This is a genomic window from Achromobacter sp. JD-1, from assembly GCF_038594925.1.
GTDB lineage: Bacteria > Pseudomonadota > Gammaproteobacteria > Burkholderiales > Burkholderiaceae_B > Achromobacter > Achromobacter spanius_C.
This window is the reverse complement of the sequence record NZ_JBCGCS010000016.1, coordinates 1-21548: the sequence shown is the minus strand read 5'-3', so window position 1 is coordinate 21548 and position 21548 is coordinate 1. Positions and strand designations below refer to the sequence as shown.

Annotated in this window: 18 protein-coding genes and 2 pseudogenes; 14 read left to right on the top strand and 6 right to left on the bottom strand. The window is 66.0% G+C overall.

Annotated features, from left to right (window positions below; all coding sequences use genetic code 11):
• Positions 1–87 precede the first annotated feature (87 nt).
• Both tgt and queA read right to left on the bottom strand, forming a co-directional pair.
• Positions 88–1224 carry a tRNA guanosine(34) transglycosylase Tgt gene (gene tgt, locus WBR68_RS22020; protein WP_230695261.1) on the bottom strand — a complete coding sequence of 379 codons (1137 nt, stop codon included), beginning with the start codon at positions 1222–1224 and terminating at the stop codon, positions 88–90.
• Positions 1221–2279 carry a tRNA preQ1(34) S-adenosylmethionine ribosyltransferase-isomerase QueA gene (gene queA, locus WBR68_RS22015; RefSeq protein ID WP_230695260.1) on the bottom strand — a complete coding sequence of 353 codons (1059 nt, stop codon included), beginning with the start codon at positions 2277–2279 and terminating at the stop codon, positions 1221–1223. Before queA ends, tgt begins: the two co-directional genes overlap by 4 nt.
• 184 nt (positions 2280–2463) lie before the next feature.
• Here queA and dacB point away from each other — a divergent pair, with 184 nt between their 5' ends.
• On the top strand, positions 2464–3912 hold the full coding sequence (gene dacB, locus WBR68_RS22010) for a D-alanyl-D-alanine carboxypeptidase/D-alanyl-D-alanine endopeptidase (RefSeq protein WP_050448259.1): 1449 nt from the start codon (positions 2464–2466) through the stop codon (positions 3910–3912).
• 198 nt (positions 3913–4110) lie between these two features.
• Entirely contained in the window at positions 4111–4749 is a 639-nt protein-coding gene (gene upp, locus WBR68_RS22005) for a uracil phosphoribosyltransferase (protein ID WP_050448260.1), read from the top strand.
• 22 nt (positions 4750–4771) lie between these two features.
• Here upp and cysG read toward each other — a convergent pair whose 3' ends face one another.
• Both cysG and WBR68_RS21995 read right to left on the bottom strand, forming a co-directional pair.
• Entirely contained in the window at positions 4772–6178 is a 1407-nt protein-coding gene (gene cysG, locus WBR68_RS22000; RefSeq protein WP_230695259.1) for a siroheme synthase CysG, read from the bottom strand.
• Between the two features lie 109 nt (positions 6179–6287).
• The gene (locus WBR68_RS21995) at positions 6288–6896 is read right to left on the bottom strand and encodes an ANTAR domain-containing response regulator (RefSeq protein WP_230695258.1); all 609 of its coding nucleotides are present in this window, start codon (positions 6894–6896) and stop codon (positions 6288–6290) included.
• A 368-nt stretch (positions 6897–7264) separates the two neighbouring features.
• Between WBR68_RS21995 and WBR68_RS21990 the strand changes: the two genes are divergently transcribed.
• The 9 genes and pseudogenes from WBR68_RS21990 to WBR68_RS21950 all read left to right on the top strand — a co-directional run bounded on the left by WBR68_RS21990 (position 7265) and on the right by WBR68_RS21950 (position 16375).
• A complete protein-coding gene (locus tag WBR68_RS21990; RefSeq protein WP_127185518.1) occupies positions 7265–8566 on the top strand; it encodes a CmpA/NrtA family ABC transporter substrate-binding protein in 1302 nt (433 codons plus the stop codon).
• A 30-nt stretch (positions 8567–8596) separates the two neighbouring features.
• Entirely contained in the window at positions 8597–9430 is an 834-nt protein-coding gene (gene ntrB, locus WBR68_RS21985) for a nitrate ABC transporter permease (RefSeq protein WP_050448263.1), read from the top strand.
• 4 nt (positions 9431–9434) lie between these two features.
• Positions 9435–10307, top strand: coding sequence for an ABC transporter ATP-binding protein (locus WBR68_RS21980; RefSeq protein WP_050448264.1), 873 nt, complete (start codon positions 9435–9437; stop codon positions 10305–10307).
• A gap of 20 nt (positions 10308–10327) precedes the next feature.
• Positions 10328–11687: pseudogene (locus tag WBR68_RS21975) on the top strand (NAD(P)/FAD-dependent oxidoreductase); the annotation flags it as partial.
• Entirely contained in the window at positions 11597–14365 is a 2769-nt protein-coding gene (locus WBR68_RS21970) for a nitrate reductase (RefSeq protein WP_230695256.1), read from the top strand. The pseudogene WBR68_RS21975 and the gene WBR68_RS21970, both read left to right, overlap by 91 nt.
• 62 nt (positions 14366–14427) lie before the next feature.
• Positions 14428–15153 carry a hypothetical protein gene (locus WBR68_RS21965; protein WP_083447457.1) on the top strand — a complete coding sequence of 242 codons (726 nt, stop codon included), beginning with the start codon at positions 14428–14430 and terminating at the stop codon, positions 15151–15153.
• A gap of 84 nt (positions 15154–15237) precedes the next feature.
• The gene (locus tag WBR68_RS21960) at positions 15238–15555 is read left to right on the top strand and encodes a DUF883 family protein (RefSeq protein WP_050448265.1); all 318 of its coding nucleotides are present in this window, start codon (positions 15238–15240) and stop codon (positions 15553–15555) included.
• A 52-nt stretch (positions 15556–15607) separates the two neighbouring features.
• Positions 15608–16021: a phage holin family protein gene (locus WBR68_RS21955; protein ID WP_230695255.1), complete on the top strand. Its 414-nt coding sequence runs from the start codon at positions 15608–15610 to the stop codon at positions 16019–16021.
• Between the two features lie 3 nt (positions 16022–16024).
• On the top strand, positions 16025–16375 hold the full coding sequence (locus WBR68_RS21950; protein ID WP_050448267.1) for a hypothetical protein: 351 nt from the start codon (positions 16025–16027) through the stop codon (positions 16373–16375).
• Between the two features lie 81 nt (positions 16376–16456).
• Here the strand turns inward: WBR68_RS21950 and ubiD are convergent, their stop codons facing one another.
• Positions 16457–18001 (bottom strand): 4-hydroxy-3-polyprenylbenzoate decarboxylase, encoded by a 1545-nt coding sequence (gene ubiD, locus WBR68_RS21945; protein ID WP_230695254.1) that lies wholly within the window; start codon positions 17999–18001, stop codon positions 16457–16459.
• 83 nt (positions 18002–18084) lie between these two features.
• On the opposite strand from ubiD, the gene WBR68_RS21940 reads away from it, so the two are divergent.
• The gene (locus WBR68_RS21940; RefSeq protein WP_050448269.1) at positions 18085–18903 is read left to right on the top strand and encodes a lytic transglycosylase domain-containing protein; all 819 of its coding nucleotides are present in this window, start codon (positions 18085–18087) and stop codon (positions 18901–18903) included.
• Positions 18904–18965: 62 nt separating this feature from the next.
• Here WBR68_RS21940 and WBR68_RS21935 read toward each other — a convergent pair whose 3' ends face one another.
• Positions 18966–20126 (bottom strand): pyridoxal phosphate-dependent aminotransferase, encoded by a 1161-nt coding sequence (locus tag WBR68_RS21935; RefSeq protein ID WP_050448270.1) that lies wholly within the window; start codon positions 20124–20126, stop codon positions 18966–18968.
• Positions 20127–20170: 44 nt separating this feature from the next.
• Here WBR68_RS21935 and WBR68_RS21930 point away from each other — a divergent pair, with 44 nt between their 5' ends.
• Together WBR68_RS21930 and WBR68_RS21925 are read left to right on the top strand one after the other, a co-directional pair.
• A complete protein-coding gene (locus WBR68_RS21930; RefSeq protein WP_230695253.1) occupies positions 20171–21121 on the top strand; it encodes an FAD-binding protein in 951 nt (316 codons plus the stop codon).
• Positions 21122–21255: 134 nt separating this feature from the next.
• Positions 21256–21548: pseudogene (locus tag WBR68_RS21925) on the top strand (NADP-dependent malic enzyme); the annotation flags it as partial.

Sequence of the window (21548 nt, the reverse complement as noted above, 5' to 3'; positions counted from 1 at the left end):
CATCTTATTGCCGGCCTTTCACTAGGGGGGGATCCCAATCTATGGGGACGAAATCTCAATAGAAAAGCCCCCTCAGGGAAAGCCCGACTACTCGATGCCGCGGGCGCGGTCCGCGGCGAACTGCGCGCGCCAGGCGTCGAAACGGCCTTCGGCGATGGCTTCGCGCATTTCCTTCATGATAGTCAGATAGAAATGCAGGTTGTGCAGCGTGTTCAGGCGCGCGCCGGTGATCTCGTTGGCCCGTTGCAGATGGTGCAGGTAGGCGCGCGAAAAATTCCCGCAGGTGTGGCAGGTGCAACTGGGGTCCAGCGGGCGGGTGTCGTCGCGGTACTTGGCGTTGCGGATCTTGACGTCGCCAAAGCGGGTGAACAGCCAGCCGTTGCGGGCGTTGCGGGTGGGCATGACGCAGTCGAACATGTCCACGCCGCGGCTCACGCCTTCGACCAGGTCTTCCGGCGTGCCCACGCCCATCAGGTAGCGCGGCGCCTGGGCCGGCAGCTTGGGGGTGACGTGCGCCAGGATGCGCATCATGTCTTCCTTGGGCTCGCCTACCGATAGCCCGCCGATGGCGTAGCCATGGAAGCCGATGTCCTGCAGGCCCGCCAGGGATTCATCGCGCAGCGATTCATACATGCCGCCCTGGACAATGCCGAACAGCGCGTTGGGGTTGCCCAGGCGGTCGAATTCGTCGCGCGAGCGGCGCGCCCAGCGCAGGGACATGCGCATCGAGCGCGCGGCTTCTTCAACCGTGGCGGGGCGGCCGTCGATTTCATACGGCGTGCATTCGTCGAACACCATGACGATGTCGGAATTCAGCGAACGCTGGATGCGCATCGATTCTTCGGGCGTCAGGAACAGGCGCGCACCGTCGATGGGCGAGGCGAACTTCACGCCTTCCTCGGTGATCTTGCGCATGCCTTGCAGGCTGAACACCTGGAAGCCGCCCGAGTCGGTCAGGATGGGCTTGTCCCACTGCATGAAGCCATGCAGGCCGCCGTGCTTTTCCATGATGTCCGTGCCCGGGCGCAGCCACAGGTGGAACGTGTTGCCCAGCACGATCTGCGAGCCGATCTCTTTCAGCTCGTGCGGCATCATGGCCTTGACGCTGCCATAGGTGCCCACGGGCATGAAGATGGGCGTCTCGACCACGCCGTGGTTCAGCGTGATGCGGCCGCGGCGGGCGCCGCCGTCGGTGGCGAGCAGTTCAAAATTCAGACCGGTCATGGGGCGGGGGACTCGATAAACATGGCGTCGCCATAGCTGAAGAAACGGTAGCGCTGGGCCACCGCGTGGGCGTAGGCGCGGCGGATCGGCTCAACGCCGGCCAGCGCCGACACCAGCATCAGCAGGGTCGACTGGGGAAGGTGGAAGTTGGTGACCAGGGCGTCCACGACGCGGTACTGGTAGCCGGGGGTGATGAACAGGCGGGTGTCGCCCTGGGCGGCGGCCAGGGGCAGGCCGGGCGCTGTGCGGCCTTCGGTCTGCGCGGCGGCGGATTCCAGCGCGCGCACGCTGGTGGTGCCCACGGCGATGACGCGGCCGCCCTTGGCGCGGGTGGCGGCAATGGCGTCCACGGTAGCCTGGGGCACCGTGAACCATTCGGCGTGCATGATGTGGTCGGCCAGGTTGTCGACCCGCACCGGCTGGAACGTGCCCGCGCCCACGTGCAGTGTGACAAAAGCGCGCGCGATACCCAGGTCGGCCAGGCGGTCCAGCGTGGGCTGGTCAAAGTGCAGGCCGGCCGTGGGCGCGGCAACCGCGCCGGGTTCGCGGGCGTAAACGGTTTGATAGCGGTCGTCGTCGCCCGCGTCGGCCGCGTGCGTGATGTAGGGCGGCAGCGGGGTGGCGCCGTGGGCGTCCAGCAGGTCCAGCACGGGGCCGGGGAAGCGGATGTCGAAGAGTTCGCCTTCGCGGCCCAGCACGGTGGCCTCGAAGGCCTCGGCCAGGCGCAGCACCATGCCCGGCCCGGGCGATTTGCTGGCGCGCACGTGGGCCAGGACGCGGTCGGATTCGGTGATGCGTTCGACCAGTACCTCGACCTTGCCGCCCGTGATCTTGTGACCGCCCAAGCGCGCCTTGATGACGCGGGTGTCGTTGAACACCAGCAGGTCGTTGGGGCGCAGCAGACCGGTCAGGTCGGCGAATTGGCGGTCGTGCAACTGGCTGGCGGCGTCCAGGTGCAGCAGGCGGCTGCCCGTGCGTTGGGCGGCGGGCGTCTGCGCGATAAGCTCAGGCGGCAGCTCGTAATTGAAATCGGAAACGGTCAGGGACTGGGTCACGCGGGTATCTGTCTGTCAGTGAGGGCGGCCCGGAAAACGTGGGCTGGGCCAACCGGGCGGGCTCGGGGCAACCGGCTATTGTAAAGGCGAAGGTTATCAGGGCCGGAGCAGACGAGAGCCCCGTAACCGTCCCAGGTTTTGTATGCTCTCGGTTTTGCAGGACGGGCAACAAGGTGGACAGCGCATGATGGGACAAGCGAAGAAGCGGGTGGGCGGACTCAGGCAATGGCTGGCCGGCGGGCTGCTGGCCTTGTCGGCGGGCGCCGCCTTTGCGCAGGTCCAGGGGCTGCCGCCAGACGTCATCCGGGCCTGGAAGGCCACCAAGTTGCCCGACAGTTCGCTGTCGCTGGTGGTGCAGGAACTGGGCGGGCCGCGCATGGTGGCGCTGAACGCCAAGGAACCCCGCAACCCGGCGTCGGTGATGAAACTGGTCACGACCTGGGCCGCGCTGTCCGAGCTTGGCCCCAATTACGTATGGCGCACCGAATTCATGACCGCGCCGGGCGCCCGGCCCGACGCCCGCGGCGTGTTGGCCGGCCCCCTGTACCTGCGGGCGGGCGGCGACCCCCAATTCCTGATGCAAGACCTGTGGGCCCTGTTGCGCGAATTGCGTCTGCGCGGGGTCAAGCAGATCAATGACCTGATCATCGACCGCAGCATCTTCGGCCAGGTCGCGATCGACCCCGGCGCCTTCGACGGCGCGCCCGACCGCGCCTACAACGCCAGCCCGGATGCGCTGATGGTGGGTTTTGGCGCGCAGCGCCTGCTGTTCACGCCGGACCCCGCCGCGCACAAATGGGTGCCGCTGATCGATCCGCCCCTGCCCGGCCTGAAACTTGAGGGCAGCGTGGAATGGAGCGACATCCGCTGCCCTGGCCCGCCGATAGTCACGACCGAACCGCTGATCACCCAGCAGGGCGTCACGATCCGCCTGGGCGGCAAGGTGGCGGGTTCGTGCGGGGAATTCAGCCTGTATCGCCTGGCTTTGTCGCAGCCTGAGTACGCCACCGAAATCTTCCGCCTGCTCTGGAAAGAGCTGGGCGGCACGTTCAAGGGGCAGGTCAAATCCGGCATGGTGCCGGCCGACGCGGTGGTGCTGGCCTCGCATGATTCTCCGACGCTGGCGGAAGTGATCCGCCAGATCAACAAGCGCAGCAACAACGTCATGGCGCGCACGCTGCTGCTGACGCTGGGCGCCGAGCGCGGCCGCCGGCCCGCCACGGTGACCAGCAGCGAGGCCGTGGCCAAGGGCGCGCTGGTCAAGCAGGGGTTGGATATGCCCGAACTGATCATCGACAACGGCGCGGGCCTGTCGCGCGACGCCCGGGTGTCGGCCGACAGCCTGGCGTCGATGCTGACCGTGGCCTGGAATTCGCCGCTCATGCCCGAATACATTTCATCGTTCGCCATCGCCGGGGTGGACGGCACGGTGCGCCGCCGCCTGAAGGGCGACGGCACCCAGGGCATGGCCCACCTGAAGACCGGCTCGCTGCGCGACGTGCGCGCCATCGCCGGCTACGTGCTGGGCGCCAGCGGCAAGCGCTACGTGGTGGTCAGCATCGTGAACCACGAGCAGGCGGGTGCCGTTCGCGCGTTCGACGACGCCCTTATCGCCTGGCTAGCAGAACAATAGATGTTGGTTGCCCCCACGCCGCGCGCACTTTGTGCGCTTGCTGCCCCCCGAGGGGGCTTTTTCCCCTTGGGGCGGCCCGGCGGGGAAAAGTCCTCTCCGCTCCGCGCGGCTGCCAAACCGATTACGATCCTCAGCTATGGCTCGAAAATGGCCTGAGGCGACACCCCCTGTATTTCAATATTCTGGAGAATTACGCACATGCCCGTGCACGAAATCCGCCATCCGCTGATCCGCCACAAGCTCGGGATCATGCGTCGCGCCGACCTCAGCACCAAGAGCTTTCGGGAGTTGTCGCAGGAAGTGGGCGCGCTGCTGACGTACGAAGCGTCCAAGGACCTGCCTCTGGAGCCCGCCACTGTCCAGGGCTGGTGTGGCGAGGTCCAGGTTGAGAAGATCGCCGGCAAAAAAGTCACCGTGGTGCCCATCTTGCGCGCCGGCATCGGCATGCTGGACGGGGTGCTCAGCTTGATTCCCGGCGCCAAGGTCAGCGTGGTGGGCGTGGCCCGCAACGAAGAAACGCTGGAAGCCCACACGTATCTGGAACGCCTGGTCGGCGAACTGGACCAGCGCCTGGCGCTGATCGTGGATCCCATGCTGGCGACCGGCGGCTCGATGGTTGCCGCGATTGATCTGCTTAAGCGCGCCGGCTGCAAGGAAATCCGCGCGCTGGTGTTGGTGGCCGCGCCCGTGGGCATCGATACCGTGCTGGCCAAGCACCCCGACGTGCATATCTATACGGCGTCCATCGATGACGGCCTGAACGAACACGGCTACATCATGCCCGGCCTGGGCGATGCGGGCGACCGCATTTTCGGCACGAATCAGAAGGCGATTTAAGCCAAGCTCGGGGGGCAAGCGGCTACGCGCCGCCAGCGCCCTCGATGTGCCGGCCAAACCATTGCAAGCGCGGCGCCAGCCCCGCCACTTCGCCCACGATCAACAGGGCGGGCGAACGGATGGCGTGTTCCGCCGCCAGGCGCGGCAGCGCTTCCAGCGTGCCCGACAGCACGCGCTGTTCCGGCCGGCTGCCGTTTTCGATCAGCGCGAACGGCGTGTCGGCCGCACGGCCATGAGCCAGCAGGCGGCGGGTCAGCAGGTCCAACTGACCCACCCCCATATAGAACGCCAGGGTCTGCTTTTCACGGGCCAGCGCCGGCCAGTCCAGATTGTCTTCGTCTTCACGGCAGTGCGCCGTGATCAGCCGCACCGATTGCGCGTGCTCGCGGTGTGTCAGCGGAATGCCGGCGTAAGCGGCACAGGCCAGCGCGGCCGTGATGCCCGGCACCACCTCGAAGCGCACATTGTGCGCCCGCAGGTATTCCAGTTCTTCACCGCCCCGGCCAAAGATGAACGCGTCGCCCCCCTTCAAGCGCACCACCCGGCGGCCTGCCTGCGCGTGTTCCACCAGTAGCGCGTGGATGCGCGCCTGGGTCGCGTGGTGGTTTTCGCCGGGCAGCTTGCCCACGGCGATGCGGTCGGCATCGCGGCGCGCCAGTGACATTACGTCTTCGCTGACCAGGCGGTCGTACAGGATGACGTCGGCCTCGTTCAAGGCGCGTAATGCCTTCAGGGTCAGCAAGCCGGGGTCGCCCGGCCCCGCGCCCACCAGCACCACGCTGCCTTCGGCTGGGGCCAGCGGCGAGTCCAGGGCCTGGGTCAGCGCGGCTTCGGCCTGTGCGGCTTGCTGCTGGCGCAGCAGGCCCGCCACGGGGCCGTCCAGCAGCCAGTCGTAGAAGCGGCGGCGCGCGCCCAGATCGGGATGGCTGGCGCGAATGCGCTTGCGGTAGGTGGCGGCCAACGCGGCCAGTTGGCCCAACGTATGGTCGAACAGGGATTCGATGCGCTCGCGCACGCGGCGCGCCAGCACAGGCGCTACGCCCGACGACGAGATCGCCACGATGACGGGCGAGCGGTCAACAATGGACGGCACCTGGAACGAGGACAGTTCCGGGTCGTCCACCACATTGGCAAAAATGCGTCGCGCGCTGGCGGCATCGGACACCGCGGCATTGGCGGTGCGGTCATCGGTGGCGGCCACCACCAGCCACACGTCATCCAGCCAGTCGGGGTTGAATCGGTCGGCCAGGTGGCGGATGCGGCCCTGGGCCACCAGATCCGTCAATGCCGGGGTCAGTGCCGGCGCGCCCACCACCACGTCGGCCATGGCTTCCAGTAGCGCGAGCGTCTTGCGCTCGGCCACCGCGCCACCGCCCACCACCAGCACCCGCCGACCCTTCAGGTCAGCAAAAATCGGGAAAAGCTTCATCTTGTGCCCGCCTCGGGCGTACCCGGCAAAATATCTGCCGATGATAGGGACGGGTTTACATCCCCACAACTTTTGATTTCTTGAATCCTTATATCCATAACTTATTTGGTCAGGCGCTGCCCAGCCATTGGCTCATTTCGACGACCTCGCGCGCCACCTCGCCCAGCCGCTTCTGGCTTTGCATGGCGCGGTCGCGCAGCAGCCGGTGCGCTTCCTCTTCCGGTATCGAGCGCGTCTTCATCAGGATGCCCTTGGCCTTTTCCACCCACTGGCGTTCGGCCAGCCGCAGTTGCGCATCGCGCAGTTCCTCGCGCCGCGACTTCTCCATGGCGAAGCGTTCAATCGCCACAGTCAGCAGCGGTTCGATGCGGGCCGCCGACACGTCGCCCACCACATAAGCCGCCACGCCCGCGCGCAAGGCGGTGCGGATGGTGTCGCGGTTGCCGTCGTCGGTGAACATCACCACTGGCCGATCACTGTGCGCGCTGGCCACACAGACGTTTTCCAGCGTGTCGCGCCCGGGGGCGTCGCTGTCGATCAGCACCACGTCCGGCGCCGCCTGGGCGATGGCGGTAGCCAGGTCACTGCCGGGTGCTACTTCCGAGACCACGTGTACGCCCGCCGCGGCAAGCGTTTGCCGCAGCGACGCCGCGCGTCCCTCGCCATCGTTCAGCAGCATGACCTTCAGCATGTGATCCCCCTGATGCTGCTCAAGCATGCAAGTTCCATGCCATCTCTGATTGCGCGCGCGGCAGGATTCCCGCGCACAGCGGCAGGGCGCGGACGGCACAGGGATGGTGCGCCGCCGCATCGCATTGCGCACCAACTTGGTTCTACGGTGCGCGCGTAGGGCAACCCGGCGTTGACCCATGATTCCTCGCAACACCAATGCTAGCGCGGCGTAGCGGCGAGCCACGGTAGTTTCCCGCGCATCTGGCACAGCGTTTGCTTAAGTGATATCGGGCGACCAACGGCGGTCGCCAACGCAACGCGCCGCACTACGCGGCAAGGGACAACGACGTTCCGCTGCGCCAATGGACTGGGTTCCATGGCGCGCGGGACGTTTTTTTTTGCCAGGAGCCATGCATGACGCCAGTACAACGTAGCCCCTCATCCGACCTTGCCCCCCATGCGGACGCGGGCGCGAATGCCAGCCGCCGCAAGTGGTTGAGCGGCACGGCGCGCGCGGTGGCGGGCGCCGGCCTGCTGTCGCTGGTTGACCCGTTGGTGCGCGCCGGCGCCTGGGCCGCCGGTACGGACGCGCCGGAAAAAACCGAGGTGAAGATCGGCTTTATTCCGCTGACCGATTGCGCCTCGGTGGTGATGGCGTCGGTGCTGGGCATCGACAAGAAATACGGCGTGACCATCACGCCGTCCAAGGAAGCGTCGTGGGCGGCCGTGCGCGACAAGCTGCTGAATGGCGAGCTCGATATGGCGCACGTGCTGTATGGGCTGGTGTACGGCGTGCACCTGGGCATTGGCGGCCCCAAGAAGGACATGGCTGTCCTGATGAGCCTGAATCAGAACGGGCAGGCAATCTCGCTATCGAACAAGGTGCTGGAGAAGGGCGCGCGCGACGGCGAATCGCTGGCCAAGCTGATGGCGTCGGACAAGCGCGAATACACCTTTGCGCAGACCTTCCCGACGGGCACGCACGCCATGTGGCTGTATTACTGGCTGGCCGCCTATGGCATCAACCCGATGAAAGACGCCAAGGTCATCACCGTGCCGCCGCCCCAGATGGTGGCGAACATGCGCGTGGGCAATATGGATGGCTTCTGCGTGGGCGAGCCCTGGGGCGCGCGCACCATCATGGACAAGATCGGTTTTACCGCCGTGACCTCGCAAGACATCTGGCAGGACCATCCTGAAAAGGTGCTGGGCACCAGCGCGGATTTCGTGTCGCGTAATCCGAACACGGCGCGCGCCGTCACCGCCGCCATCCTCGAGGCCGGCAAGTGGATCGACGCCTCGCCCGCCAACCGTCAGAAGACGGCGGAAACCATCGCCGCCAAATCCTACGTGAACACGGACGCCAGCGGCATCGTGGACCGCATGCTGGGCAAGTACCAGGACGGCTTGGGCAAGACCTGGACGGACGAGCACGCCATGCGCTTCTACGCCGACGGCTCGGCCAACTTTCCGTACCTGAGCGACGGCATGTGGTTCCTGACGCAGCACAAACGGTGGGGCCTCTTGAAAGAGCATCCCGACTATCTGGCGGTGGCCAAGCAGATCAACCGCATCGACCTCTACAAACAGGCCGCGCAAGCCGCGGGCGTGGCCTTGCCCACCAGCGAAACGCGCACGTCCACGCTGATCGACGGGGTGAAGTGGGACGGCAGCAACCCGGCGGCCTATGCCGACGGATTCAAGGTCAAGGTCTGACCGCAATACCGCAACAGAAGAGGGCTTGCTATGACTTCTACCGTAACGACTGTGGGCCGCGGCGAAGCACTGGTTGCCGCTGGCCGCGAGAAACTGGAATCCGCGCTGAAAACCGTGGCCGGACCTGTGGCCGGCTTCGCGTTGTTTGTGCTGATGTGGCAGGTGATCGCGATGCAGATTCCAGAGATCCCCACGCCGGGCGTCACCTGGCATGCCGCCGTGACGCTGTTTTCCGACCCGTTCTATGACAACGGGCCCAACGACAAGGGCATCGGCTGGAATCTTGTGGCATCGTTGGAGCGCGTGGCCATCGGCTTTGGCCTGGCGGCGGTGATCGGCATTCCGGCGGGCTTCGCCATCGGGCGCTATGCCGCCATCAACGCCATGTTTTCACCCATCGTCAGCCTGTTGCGGCCGGTGTCGCCGCTGGCCTGGCTGCCCTTGGGGCTGCTGCTGTTCAAGGCCGCCAACCCCGCCGCCATCTGGGCGATTTTCATCTGTTCGATCTGGCCGATGATCATCAACACCGCGGTGGGCGTGTCGCGCGTGCCGCAGGACTACCTGAACGTGGCGCGGGTGCTGAACCTGTCCGAATGGAAGCTGACCACGAAAGTGCTGCTGCCCGCCGTGCTGCCCTATGTGCTGACGGGCGTGCGCCTGTCCATCGGCACCGCCTGGCTGGTGATCGTGGCGGCCGAAATGCTGACCGGGGGCACGGGTATCGGCTTCTGGCTGTGGGATGAATGGAACAACCTGAAGGTAGAGCACATCGTCATCGCCATTTTTGTAATCGGCATTGTGGGCTTGCTGTTGGAAACCCTGTTGGTGGCCCTGGCCCGCCGCTTCACCTACACCGAGGAATAGCGCCATGAAGAAATTCGTTCGCATCGAAAACGTGGGCCAGACCTTCCACACCCGCAAGGGCGACTTCGTGGCGCTGCGCGATATCGACCTGACAGTCGAGCAGGGGGAATTCATTACCTTGATCGGCCATTCCGGCTGCGGCAAATCGACCTTGTTGAATCTGATTGCCGGCTTGACCCGGCCGACCCGTGGCGTGCTGCTGTGTGCCGAGCGCGAGATCACCGGACCCGGCCCGGATCGTGCGGTGGTATTTCAGAACCATTCCTTGCTGCCCTGGCTGACGTGTTTCCAGAACGTTTACCTGGCGGTGGAGCGCGTATTCGGCGCCACGGAAAAGCGTCCGCAACTGGAGCAGCGCACGCGGGCGGCGCTTGAACTGGTGGGGCTGCTGCCGGCGCAGAACAAGCTGCCGCGTGAAATTTCGGGCGGCATGAAGCAGCGCGTGGGCATCGCGCGCGCCTTGGCCATCGAGCCGGGCGTGCTGCTCATGGATGAACCCTTCGGCGCGCTGGATGCGTTGACGCGCGCGCATCTGCAAGACGAGTTGTTGAAGATCGTGGCCAAGACGCGCACCACCACCATCATGGTCACGCACGACGTGGACGAAGCCGTGCTGCTGTCCGACCGCATCGTCATGCTGACCAACGGCCCGGCCGCCACCATAGGCGACATTCTGTCCGTGCCCCTGCCGCGCCCGCGTGACCGCGTGCGGCTGGCGAATGACGCCACGTATCTGGCCTGCCGCGCGTCGGTGGTGGACTTCCTGCATCGCCGTCATGGCAACCCGGAACGGTCGCAAGCCGCCGCCAACGCCGAACGGGATCGGGAAGCCGAGGTCTTGGAAGTGCGAGACGACGCCGTCCGGGCCGTTGCCTGATCGGGCGCACAGGAGACCTTATGGGCGCGACGACATCCAAGCCGGGCGCAAAACCCAAGCTGGTGGTGGTGGGCAACGGCATGGCCGGCATCCGCACGGTGGAAGAACTGCTGGCGCAGGCACCCGGCCTCTACGACATCACGGTGATCGGCGCCGAGCCCTACACCAACTACAACCGCATCCTGCTCTCGCCCGTGCTGACCGGCGAACAGACCTTGCAGGACATCGTGCTGAACGACGAAGCCTGGTATGCGCGGCACGGCATCCGGCTGCTGTGCAACCGCAAGGTCACACGGGTGGACCGGGTGCGCCGCCGAGTGCATTGCGACGGTGGCACCGAAGCCGCGTATGACCGCCTGCTGCTGGCCACGGGGTCGAACCCGACCATCCTGCCGGTGCCGGGTCATGACCTGGACGGCGTGGTCGCCTTTCGCGACATCGACGATGTGAACCGGATGATCGAGGCGTCGTCGCGCTATCGCAACGCGGTGGTGATCGGCGGCGGCCTGCTGGGCCTGGAAGCGGCCAATGGTCTGGCCGCGCGTGGCATGCGGGTATCGGTCGTGCATCTGGGCGCGGGGTTGCTGGACCGCCAGTTGGATTTTGAGGCGGCCGCGCTGTTGCGGCGCAGCCTGGAGGCGCGCGGCCTGACTTTTCTGCTGCAACGCCAGACGCGCGAGATCGTCGCGGGCGAGGATGGACGGGTGCGGGCGCTGCGGTTTGATGATGGCTCGGAGGTGCCGGCGGACTTGGTGGTGATGGCGGTGGGCGTGCGGCCGAACACGGTGCTGGCGGAAAGCTGCGGCTTGCGGGTGGATCGCGGCATCGTCGTCACCGACACCTTGCAAACCTACGACCCGCGCATCTACGCGGTGGGTGAATGCGTCAGCCATCGTGGCACGGCCTATGGCCTGGTCGCGCCTTTGTTCGAGCAGGCGAAGGTGGCGGCCAATCATCTGGCCATGCATGGCATAGGCCGATACGAAGGCAGCATCACGTCCACGAAATTGAAGGTGACGGGCATCGACCTGTTTTCCGCCGGGGACTTCAAGGGCGGCGCGCAGACCGAGACCATCGTGTTGGCCGACGCGCTGGACGGTGTCTACAAGAAGCTGGTGATTCGCGACAACAAGCTGGTCGGCGCGTGCCTGTATGGCGACACGGCCGACAGCAGTTGGTATGTGCGGTTGATGCGCGAAGGGCAGGCCATTGGCGCGCTGCGCGATCAGTTGATGGCGGGCGAGCCTGCCGGTGATGGGTTCGATAACGCGGCGGTAGGCGGATAAACCATGGACATGCCGTTGCGTAGGATCGCGCCGCTGTCGAATGGGGACGGCGCGAAGGAGGGGCACGCGCACGAGGGCGAACGCGAACTGCGGTCGGTCTGCTGCTATTGCGGCACGGGCTGTGGCGTGCGCGTGCAGGTGCGCGACGGCGCGGTGCTGCGGGTGCGTGGCGATGAAGATCATCCCGCCAACCATGGCAAGCTGTGCAGCAAGGGCCTGGCCCTGGCCGACACGGTGCGGCGAGACGGCGCGCGCGTGCTGTCGGCGCAATGGCGCGAGTCGCGCGGTGCGGCGCACCAGAACATTGCCCTGGATCAGGCGCTGGACATCGCGGCGCAAAAACTGGCCGACACCATTCTTGCGCATGGGCCGGACGCGGTGGGTTTTTACCTGTCGGGCCAGTTGCTGACCGAAGACTATGCCGTCTTCAACAAGCTGGCGCGCGCGCTGGCCGGCACCAACAATATCGACACCAATTCCAGGCTGTGCATGTCCAGCGCGGTGTCGGGCTACAAGCGCACCTTGGGCGCGGATGCGCCGCCCGCCTGCTACGACGACCTGGACCTGGCCGACACCGTGCTGATCGCCGGTTCAAACATGGCGTACGCCCACCCCGTGCTGTTTCGCCGCCTGGAAGCGGCCCGCGCGCGCCGGCCCGGCATGAAAGTGATTGTGGTGGACCCCCGCCGTACGGATACGGCGGCGTTCGCTGACCTGCACCTGCCCATCGCGCCAGGCACGGACGTGGCGCTCTTTCATGCCATGTTGCACGTCATGGCGCGTGAAGGGCGGATCGACCAGGCTTACATCGACCGCCACACCGACGGCTTTGATGCGCTGATGCATACCGTGGATGCGTATCCCCCGGCCGTGGCGCAGGAGATTTGCGGCGTGCCGGCCGCCGACATCATCCAGGCCGCGCGCTGGTTTGGAAGCGGCGGCGCGGCGCTGTCGCTTTACACGATGGGCCTGAACCAATCCACCCAGGGCACCGACAAGAACGCCGCGCTGATCCATCTGCATCTGGCCACCGGGCAGATCGGCAAACCGGGCGCGGGGCCGTTCTCGCTGACCGGCCAACCCAACGCCATGGGCGGGCGCGAAGCCGGTGGCATGGCGACCTTGCTGCCGGGCCACCGCGATCCGGCCGTGGCCCAGGACCGCGCCGAGGTCGCGGCGCTGTGGGGCGTGGACCGCCTGCCCGACACGCCGGGCGCCACCGCGCTGGAGCTTTTCGACGCCGTGCTCGACGGCCGTGTGAAAGTGCTGTGGATTGCGGCAACGAACCCGGCGCAGTCGCTGCCTGACCAGGCCCGCGTGCGCGCGGCCTTGGAGCAAGCCGAGTTCGTGATCGTGCAAGAGGCCTTTACCGGCACCGAGACGCTGGCCTATGCCGACCTGGTGCTGCCGGCCGCCACCTGGCCCGAGAAATCGGGCACGGTCACCAATTCCGAACGCCGCGTCAGCCGCGTGCATGCCGCTGTAGCGCCGCCTGGCGATGCGCAACCGGATTGGCGATTGGCTCAGGCGGTGGCGCAGCGCCTGGCGGCCCGCATCGCGCCGGAGCAGGCTGCCGGGTTTGCGTACCGCGACGAAGCCGAAGTGTTCGCGGAGCACGTCCGCATGACGGCCGGGCGCGATCTGGATTACAGCGCGCTGGACTACGGCATCCTGGATCGGGATGGCCCGCAGCAGTGGCCCTATCGGGCCGGGCAGGGCACGACGCGCCTCTACGCCGACGGCGCGTTTCCCACCCCCAACGGCCGCGCGCGGTTTTGCGATGTGCGCTATCTACCGCCCGCCGACGCGCTGACGCCCGACTTCCCCATGCCGCTTACCACCGGCCGCCTGCGTGACCACTGGCACACGATGGCGCGCACGTCGTTGGCGCGCGTGTTGACGCAGCATGTTGAAGAGCCTTGGCTGTCGCTGCATCCCGAAACCTTGCAGCGCCTGGGTCTGGCGCCGGGCGCCCTGGCGCGGCTGCGTTCGCGGAGGGGCAGTGTGGTGCTACCCGTGCAGGCGGACGAGGGGTTGCAACGCGGGCACGCCTTCTTGCCCATGCATTGGGGCAGCGCCTATATGTCGGGGCTGGGCGTGAACGCGCTGGCCAGCCCCGCGACAGACCCCTTTTCGCGCCAGCCCGAATTGAAGTTCAGCGCCGTCGCCGTCGAACCCGCCGCTCTGCCCTGGCAGGCGGCAGGCTGGCTGCAAGGCGATTCCGTGGCCTTGCGCGCGCGCCTGGCGCCCTGGCTGCGCCGCTTTGACTACGCGGTGGTGTTGCCATCCAGCGCGGGCGGCGTGCGGATCCGCGTGGCCGCGGCTCAGGCGCCGGACGTCGATGTGATCAACCAGTTGGCGCAGTCGCTGGATCTTGGCCAGGCCGACGTGGTGTTCGATGATCTGGTGCAAGGCAAGCTGCGCCGCGTGGCCGTTGCGCAGGACGGCGTGCGCGCCTTCCTGCTGACGGGGGATATGCGGGCGCAGGACGCCTTGCTGTCCTGGGCCGCCGGCGGCCAGGCGCCCGCCAGCGTGTCCGCCTTGCTGGCGGGGCGCATCAGCGGGCCGGCGCGTTCGCGTACGGTATGCGCGTGCGTTGGCGTGAGCGAGGCCGCGATCGTGGCGGGCATCGCGCGCGGATGCGATCTGGACGGGCTGAAATCCACCCTGGGTTGCGGCACGGGCTGCGGTTCCTGCGTGCCCGAACTTCGCGCGTTGATCGCCCGCGCATCGACACGAGTGGACATATGTCAGGCACGGCAACCGGTGTAGTATCAAGCCAGCCGCCGCCAGCCGTGGGCGGCCTGTCCTGAATACTGGAGTGGCTAGTGACGATGCAAAAAATCGCATCCTTGATGTTGTGCGTGGGCGCGCTGGGCGCGGCCGCGTCGGTGCAGGCGGGCGTGTGCGACGCCCAGTTCATGCATGACGGCGGTGCGGTGCAGTTGACCGGTTCGGGCAACCTGGCCCTGGGCGCGGACCTGAACTTCACCGAAGTTACAAAAAGCAATGGCGACAACTGCCGCGCGCGCGTGCAAGGCGTGGCTACCTTCGGCTACGCCGGCCTGCCACCGGGCAAGTCCAAGCTGGACTACCTGATGACGGTGAAGGGCGGCCAAGCCACCTTCGTGCGCTACGCCACCGCGGGCGAAGCGCCGAAGCCGTCCGAGGGCCAGTTCGACCTGCGCATGCTGGGCCTGTTCGCTTACGACGGCAAGCTTAATCCCGGCCAGAAGCTGCCGGGTTCTTCGTTCCGCCTGAAGATCGGCAAGGAAGCGCCGGTGGGCGGCCAGCCCAGCACCACGGTTCGCATCGGCGAAAAAAGCGTGGGCCAAAAGACGTCGTTGAACACGGCCTTGGGCAGCCAGTCGTGCCACCCCGTCAAGTACACGCGCAACTCGGACCCCACCATGGCCACGTTCCAAGGCCTGACCATTCCCATTCCCGGCATGAACACGACGGTCACCGATTGGTATTGCCCGGCGGTGAATCTGGTGATGAAGCAAGACATCGATCAGGGTGGCGTCAAATCAGCCGTTGAAATTACGCAGATCAAGTAGCACACGGTATCAAGCACGCCTTGCCGCGGGCAAGGCGGCTGGTATGATGTTTTCGTCATAGACACACAACAGGAGCTCAATAAAATGGCCACGAGAAAATCCGAAGAAGTCGCAAAAGAAAAACTCATCGACAGTGTCAAGACCAGCCTTAACGACGCCGAAAACCTGCTGCGCGAAGCAGCCGGCACCACGGGCGACAAGGCCAACGAACTGCGTGAACGCGCCATGACCTCGCTCAAGCGCACGCGTGAAGCCCTCTACGAAGCCCAAGACGCCGTGTTGGAGCGTGGCCGCAAAGCCGCACGCGCCACTGACGACTATGTGCACGACAATCCCTGGCAAGCCATCGGTGTCGCAGGCGTGACCGGCCTGCTGCTCGGCTTGCTGATCAGCCGCCGTTAAGGGCTAGAGCGTCAAAGGCGGGCATACGCCCGCCTTTGACGTTCCAGACGCCATGGGTCTACGAAAATCTGTTTTCGGCGTTGCGTCCAGCCTGGTCGGGCTGTTTCGAACGCGCTTGGAGCTGCTGGCACTGGAAGCCGCCGATGAAAAGGCGCGCCTGCTCAAACTGCTGGGCATGGCATTCGCGGCGTTGCTCTTTTTGACGCTTGCGGTGCTGGTGTTCACGGTGACGGTGGCGGTGCTGTTCTGGCCCACCGAAGACCGCTACATGGCCTTGGGCTTGTTGGCGGCGTTTTACGGAATCGCCGGCATTGTGCTGCTGCTGATGGTGCGGCATGGTTTGGTCAATGGCGCACCACCGTTCGCGGCCACCCTGGAAGAGCTGAGCCGCGATGCGGAACTGCTGGAACGGGTGCGCGATGCTCAAGACGACGATCCCCTGGCGCGTCGGCGCGAGGAGGGCTGAACCATGTCGAAAAGGTCTCCCGTCGTGGATCGCGCGGTGCGTATCGAATTGCTGCGCGCCCGCGCGGCGATCGAACGCGAATCGCTGGTGCACGACATCGTCACGACCGGCCAAAAGCTGGAGCCCGCCTCGATCATCCGGGGGCTACTGCCCCGACTGGCCTCGGGCGGCGCATCGCGCTGGGTTATGCAGGCCATTACCTTGGCGCGCCGTTATCCGCTGGTCAGCTCGTCCTTGTCGACACTGCTGATGCGGGGCGGCAAGCGCTCCAAGCTGTTGAAGGTTGCGGGCGGTGCGCTGGTCGGCTGGCAATTGTTCAAGATGTGGCGCAGTTCGCGCGAGGACGATCAGTAGCGTCCTGCGTTGCGCCCAAGTAAAAACCCGCCGTTGGATACAACGGCGGGTTTTTTTACGGGGTGCGGTTGCCGGGTGTGGCTACAGGCCCAACTGGCTCCAGATATCGTCCACGCGTTTCTTGACGTCGGCATCCATGGTGATGGGCGTGCCCCATTCGCGCTGGGTTTCGCCGGGCCATTTGTTGGTGGCGTCCAGCCCCATCTTGCCGCCCAGCCCGGACACCGGCGACGCAAAGTCCAGGTAGTCGATAGGCGTGTTTTCCACCAGCAGCGTGTCGCGCACAGGGTCCATGCGGGTCGTCATGGCCCACACCACTTCTTTCCAGTCGCGCGGGTTGATGTCTTCGTCCACCACCACGATGAACTTGGTGTACATGAACTGGCGCAGAATGCTCCACAGGCCGAACATGACGCGCTTGGCGTGGCCGGCGTACTGCTTGCGGATCGACACCACGGCCAGCCGGTAGCTGCAGCCTTCGGGGGGAAGATAGAAGTCGACGATCTCCGGCAGTTGGCGCCGCAGGAGCGGCACGAAGACTTCGTTCAGCGCAACGCCCAGCACGGCGGGCTCGTCGGGCGGTTTGCCGGTGTAGGTGGAGTGATAGATGGGGTTGCGCCGCATCGTGATCCGCTCGACCGTGAAGACGGGAAACCAGTCCTGCTCGTTGTAATAACCGGTGTGGTCGCCGTAGGGACCTTCCAGCGCCATTTCATAGTCGCTGTTGGGCGGCGGGTTGACGCCTTCGGGCACCACGGGCTTGATGGCGCGCGGGTCGGTGGACGGCAGCAGATGCCCTTCCAGCACGATCTCGGCCCAGGCCGGCACCGACAGGTTGCTGCCAAGCGCTTGCGCGACTTCGGTGCGCGAACCGCGCAGCAGGCCGGCAAACTGGTATTCGGACAGGCTGTCGGGCACGGGGGTGACGGCGCCCAAGGTGGTGGCCGGGTCGGCGCCCAGCGCCACGGCAATGGGGAAGGGCGTGCCGGGGTTGGCCAGGGCGTGGTCGCGAAAATCCAGCGCGCCGCCGCGATGCGACAACCAGCGCATGATCAGCTTGTTCGGCCCCAGCAGCTGCTGGCGGTAGATGCCCAGGTTCTGCCGCTTGGCGTTCGGCCCGCGTGTGATCACCAGCCCCCAGGTCAGCAGCGGCGCCACGTCGCCGGGCCAGCAGGTCTGGATAGGCAGGCGGGTCAGGTCCACATCCTTGCCTTCCCAGACCACTTCCTGGCACGCCGGGCTCTTCACGTTCTTGGGGCTCATGTCCCACAGCGCGGCCTTCAGCATCGACACCTTGGCCAGCGCGTCGCGCAGCCCCTTGGGCGCCTCGGGTTCGCGCAGCGAGGCCAGCAGTTCGCCGATATCGCGCAGCGCGCTGACGCTGTCGGCGCCCATGCCACGCGCCACGCGGGACGGGGTGCCGAACAGGTTGGTCAGCACCGGCATCTGCGCCGGCTGGCCGTCGTGCTGGGCTTTTTCAAACAGCAGGGCGGGGCCTTCGGCACGCAGCACGCGGTCGGAAATTTCGGTCATTTCCAGGCGCGTGGACACGGGCGCGGCAATGCGTTTGAGCTCGCCCATGCGTTCGAGTTGGGCGAGGAAGTCTCTAAGGTCGCGGTATTTCACTACAGATCCCAGCGATTTGGTTACATTTGAGGTCGAAAGAGAGGTTAACATTGACTCCCTCTTTTTCCACGCAGGAGGTTTTCATGCCCGATGCGTCAGTGGCCAGCCTGTTCAGGAATATGGCCCAAGGAGTGCACCAGTATCTTGCCGAGTGCTTGCGAATCTGTTCAGTCTATCTGGGCATCGCAGTGATTGTGACGGTAAGCATGGGATTTGCCCTGCCCGGTTTGCGCGACCAGGCATTGCAAGTGCACAAAGCCTTGTTGACCGCCCTAGCGCCTTCATCCATGCAAACCGGCACCGATTCCGATGCCGGTTCCGAACTGGGTTCCGACACTGCGTCGGCAATTGCCATGGCCGTACCAACCGCTCCCGCCAGCAATGCCACCGGCATGCTGGGGCCTGCGCGCGTCGCGCCGCCGGCGCCGAAAAAGTCCGCCTTGTCGGCCACGGGCCCCCAGGCAGAGGCTTTGCGCAACTATATATCGCGCAAATACAAGGTGGCCTATGACGCCACCGGCCCGCTGTTGAACACCGTGTACAAGGTCAGCCGCGAAAAGCAGCTTGATCCCCTGTTGGTGCTGGCCGTCATCGCCATCGAGTCCCGCTACAACCCCCTGGCCGAAAGCCATGTGGGCGCGCAGGGCCTGATGCAGGTCATGACCAGCGTGCACCAGGAGAAGTTCGACGCCGTGGGCAAGAACCCGCTGGACCCCGCCGCCAATATTGGCGTGGGCGCCACGATTCTGCGCGACTGCATCAACCGACGTGGTTCGGTCGACGCCGGCTTGGCCTGCTACGTGGGCGCGACCGGGCCGAACGACAACGGCTATGGTGCCAAGGTACAGGCAGAACGCCGGCGCCTGGCGCTGGCCTCGGGCATTGCGCTGGCGCGGGACTGATCCCGCCCGGCGTGCCCACCGGCACACAACGCGCTTCTTCATGAAGCGCGTTTTTTTTTGGTTCAGCGCTGCAGCAGTTGGCCGATGCGGGCCACGGCCTCTTCCAGCCGGTCCAGGCCGGTGGCGTAGGAAAAACGCATGGTGTGGCCGCCATGGGCCGGCCCGAAGTCCAGCCCCGGCACGGCGGCAACCCCGGCTTCCCGCAGCAGGCGTTGCGAGAACGTGACGCTGTCCATGCCCAGGTTGCTGATATCGGCGTAGATATAGAACGCGCCGTCTGGCTTGACCGGCACATGGATGCCCAGGCGCTCGAACTCAGGCAACAGGTAGTCGCGGCGCTGCTTGAATGCTTCGCGGCGGTGCTCGAAGGTTTTCATCGCCTGCTCGGTGAAGCAGGCCAGCGCCGCGTGCTGGGCCAGGGTGGGCGCGCAGATCGCCAGGCTGGCGGCAATTTTCTCGACCGGCGCCACCATGTCTTCGGGCACGATCATCCAGCCCAGCCGCCAGCCTGTCATATGGAAGTACTTCGAAAAACTGTTGATGACGATGATGTCATCGTCCAGCGTCAATGCCGACTTCGGCTGGCCTTCATAGGACAGGCCCAGGTAGATTTCATCGACGATGGCAAAGCCGTCGCGCGCGCGCACCTGCGCCAACAGTTCCGCCAGTTCGGCATGGGCGATGGAGGTGCCGGTGGGGTTGCTCGGGGACGCCACCAGCACGCCTTGGGTGGCGGGCGTCCAGTGCCGGGCCACGTCGTCCGCCGAAAGCTGGAACCGCTTCGCGGCCGAACTCGGAATCAAGCGCGGGACGCCGCCCGCCGCCAGCACGAAGTTGCTGTTGGCGGGGTAGGACGGGTCCGGCATCAGGACTTCGCCACCTGGATTGACCAGCGCCGCGCAGGCCAGCGTGAGCGCGCCCGACGCGCCCGCCGTGACAATCACGCGCGCCGGATTGATCTTGGCGCCGAACTGGTCGTGGTAGAACTGCGCAATGGCGGCTCGCAGCGGCATCAGGCCGGCGGCCGGGCCATAGCCGCTAAGGCCGGCGCGGGCGGCGCGGTCCAGCGCTTCCACCACCTGGGGCGGCGCGGTAAAGTCCGGTTCGCCAATGCCCAGGCTGATAATGTCCTTGCCCGCCGCCTGGAGCGCCTGCGCCTGCTTGAAAAGTTCCATTACCTGGAAGGTCAGAAAGTCATGGGTGCGAGCAGCAAGGCGGGGCATTGGATTCTCGAATAGCGTCTTTGAAGCAAAAAGGAATTGTAGTCATGCAGCCATCCCGGCGCGCTTTCCTGCTAGGTAGGCGGCCCGCGCAAACGCCGTGGGCCGCATTCATGCAGCGCTTGAAGCTGCTGTGCCAGGGGCAGGTCAATGATTTGGGCGAGAACGGCCCGGGCGGTGCGCAGGCCATCCTGACGCCCACGCGCGATGCCGACGTGGCCCATGCGCGCACGCTGTGCGCCGAGTACGGCGTCGTGATGGCGCTGGAGGGGGCGACGGGGCCGTATGCGCCGTCCGGCAGCCCGCGCCTGCGGATTGATCCGTCGCGGCTGGCCGGGCTGGCCCGCCTGGTGGACCAGCCCGGCGACATCCCGCGTTGGCGGGCGCAGCCAGGCGTGCCCATGGCGGCGCTGGTCCAGGCCGGCTTGCGGCAGTTCGCGGGCTTGCCGGACGCCATGACCCTGGCGGAATGGCTGGCCGCGCCAGCACCCTGGCGCGCGGGCCGCTGTGCGGCCTCGGGTTTGCTGACGGTGGATGTCATGTTGGCTGACGGGGTTGAAGAAACCCTGGGGCCGTTTGGCGAGGCCGATGTCCAGCCGTTGCGCTCGGCCACCGTGCAAAGCCTGGTGCCCGCGCTATTCAAATTGGCCTCGGGCGGCGACGCCTTCGCCACGCGGGACGGCGACCACTGGCTGGGCCGCTACCGGCTGGACGCGTTGAAGCCCGATGCCCCGGCCACCGTGAACCTGGCTCATCTGCTGTTGGGCCACGGCGGCACGCTGGCATGGGTGCAGGGCGTGACGCTGACTGATGCGCCGGCCGCCATGGAGCCAAGCTTGGATTCGGACCTGGACTCGGGCCAGGAGCCCGCGGCGCCTTACCTCCCGTCACCGGAACCCCAAACGCCCGGACTTGCCACGTTCCGGCTCGACGACCGGGTCAAGACGCTATTCGACCCCGATGGTCGTTTTCCCCTATTCCTGCCCAACGCAAGCTGAATGTTGTTCAGCTTAATGTAAGATTCCGCCGCTTGCCCTGCCCCAAGAGGCGAGGTCGCGCGGGCATACCCAGACGGCCGTCATGGGAATAGAATTCCTCCCTCTGTTTCACTTACCAGCCTGTAGCCGCCCATATGGATGCCAACCTTCGCAAAGCCGCCCTTGAATATCACGAGGCCGGCCGCCCCGGCAAAATCTCGGTCACGCCGACCAAGCAACTGACCAACCAGCGCGATCTGGCGTTGGCCTATTCGCCGGGCGTGGCGGCGGCCTGTGAGGAAATCGTGGCCGACCCGGCCAATGTGTTCCGCTACACCGCGCGTGGCAACCTGGTGGGCGTGATCACCAACGGCACGGCGGTGCTGGGCCTGGGCAATATCGGCGCGCTGGCCTCCAAGCCGGTCATGGAAGGCAAGGCGGTGCTGTT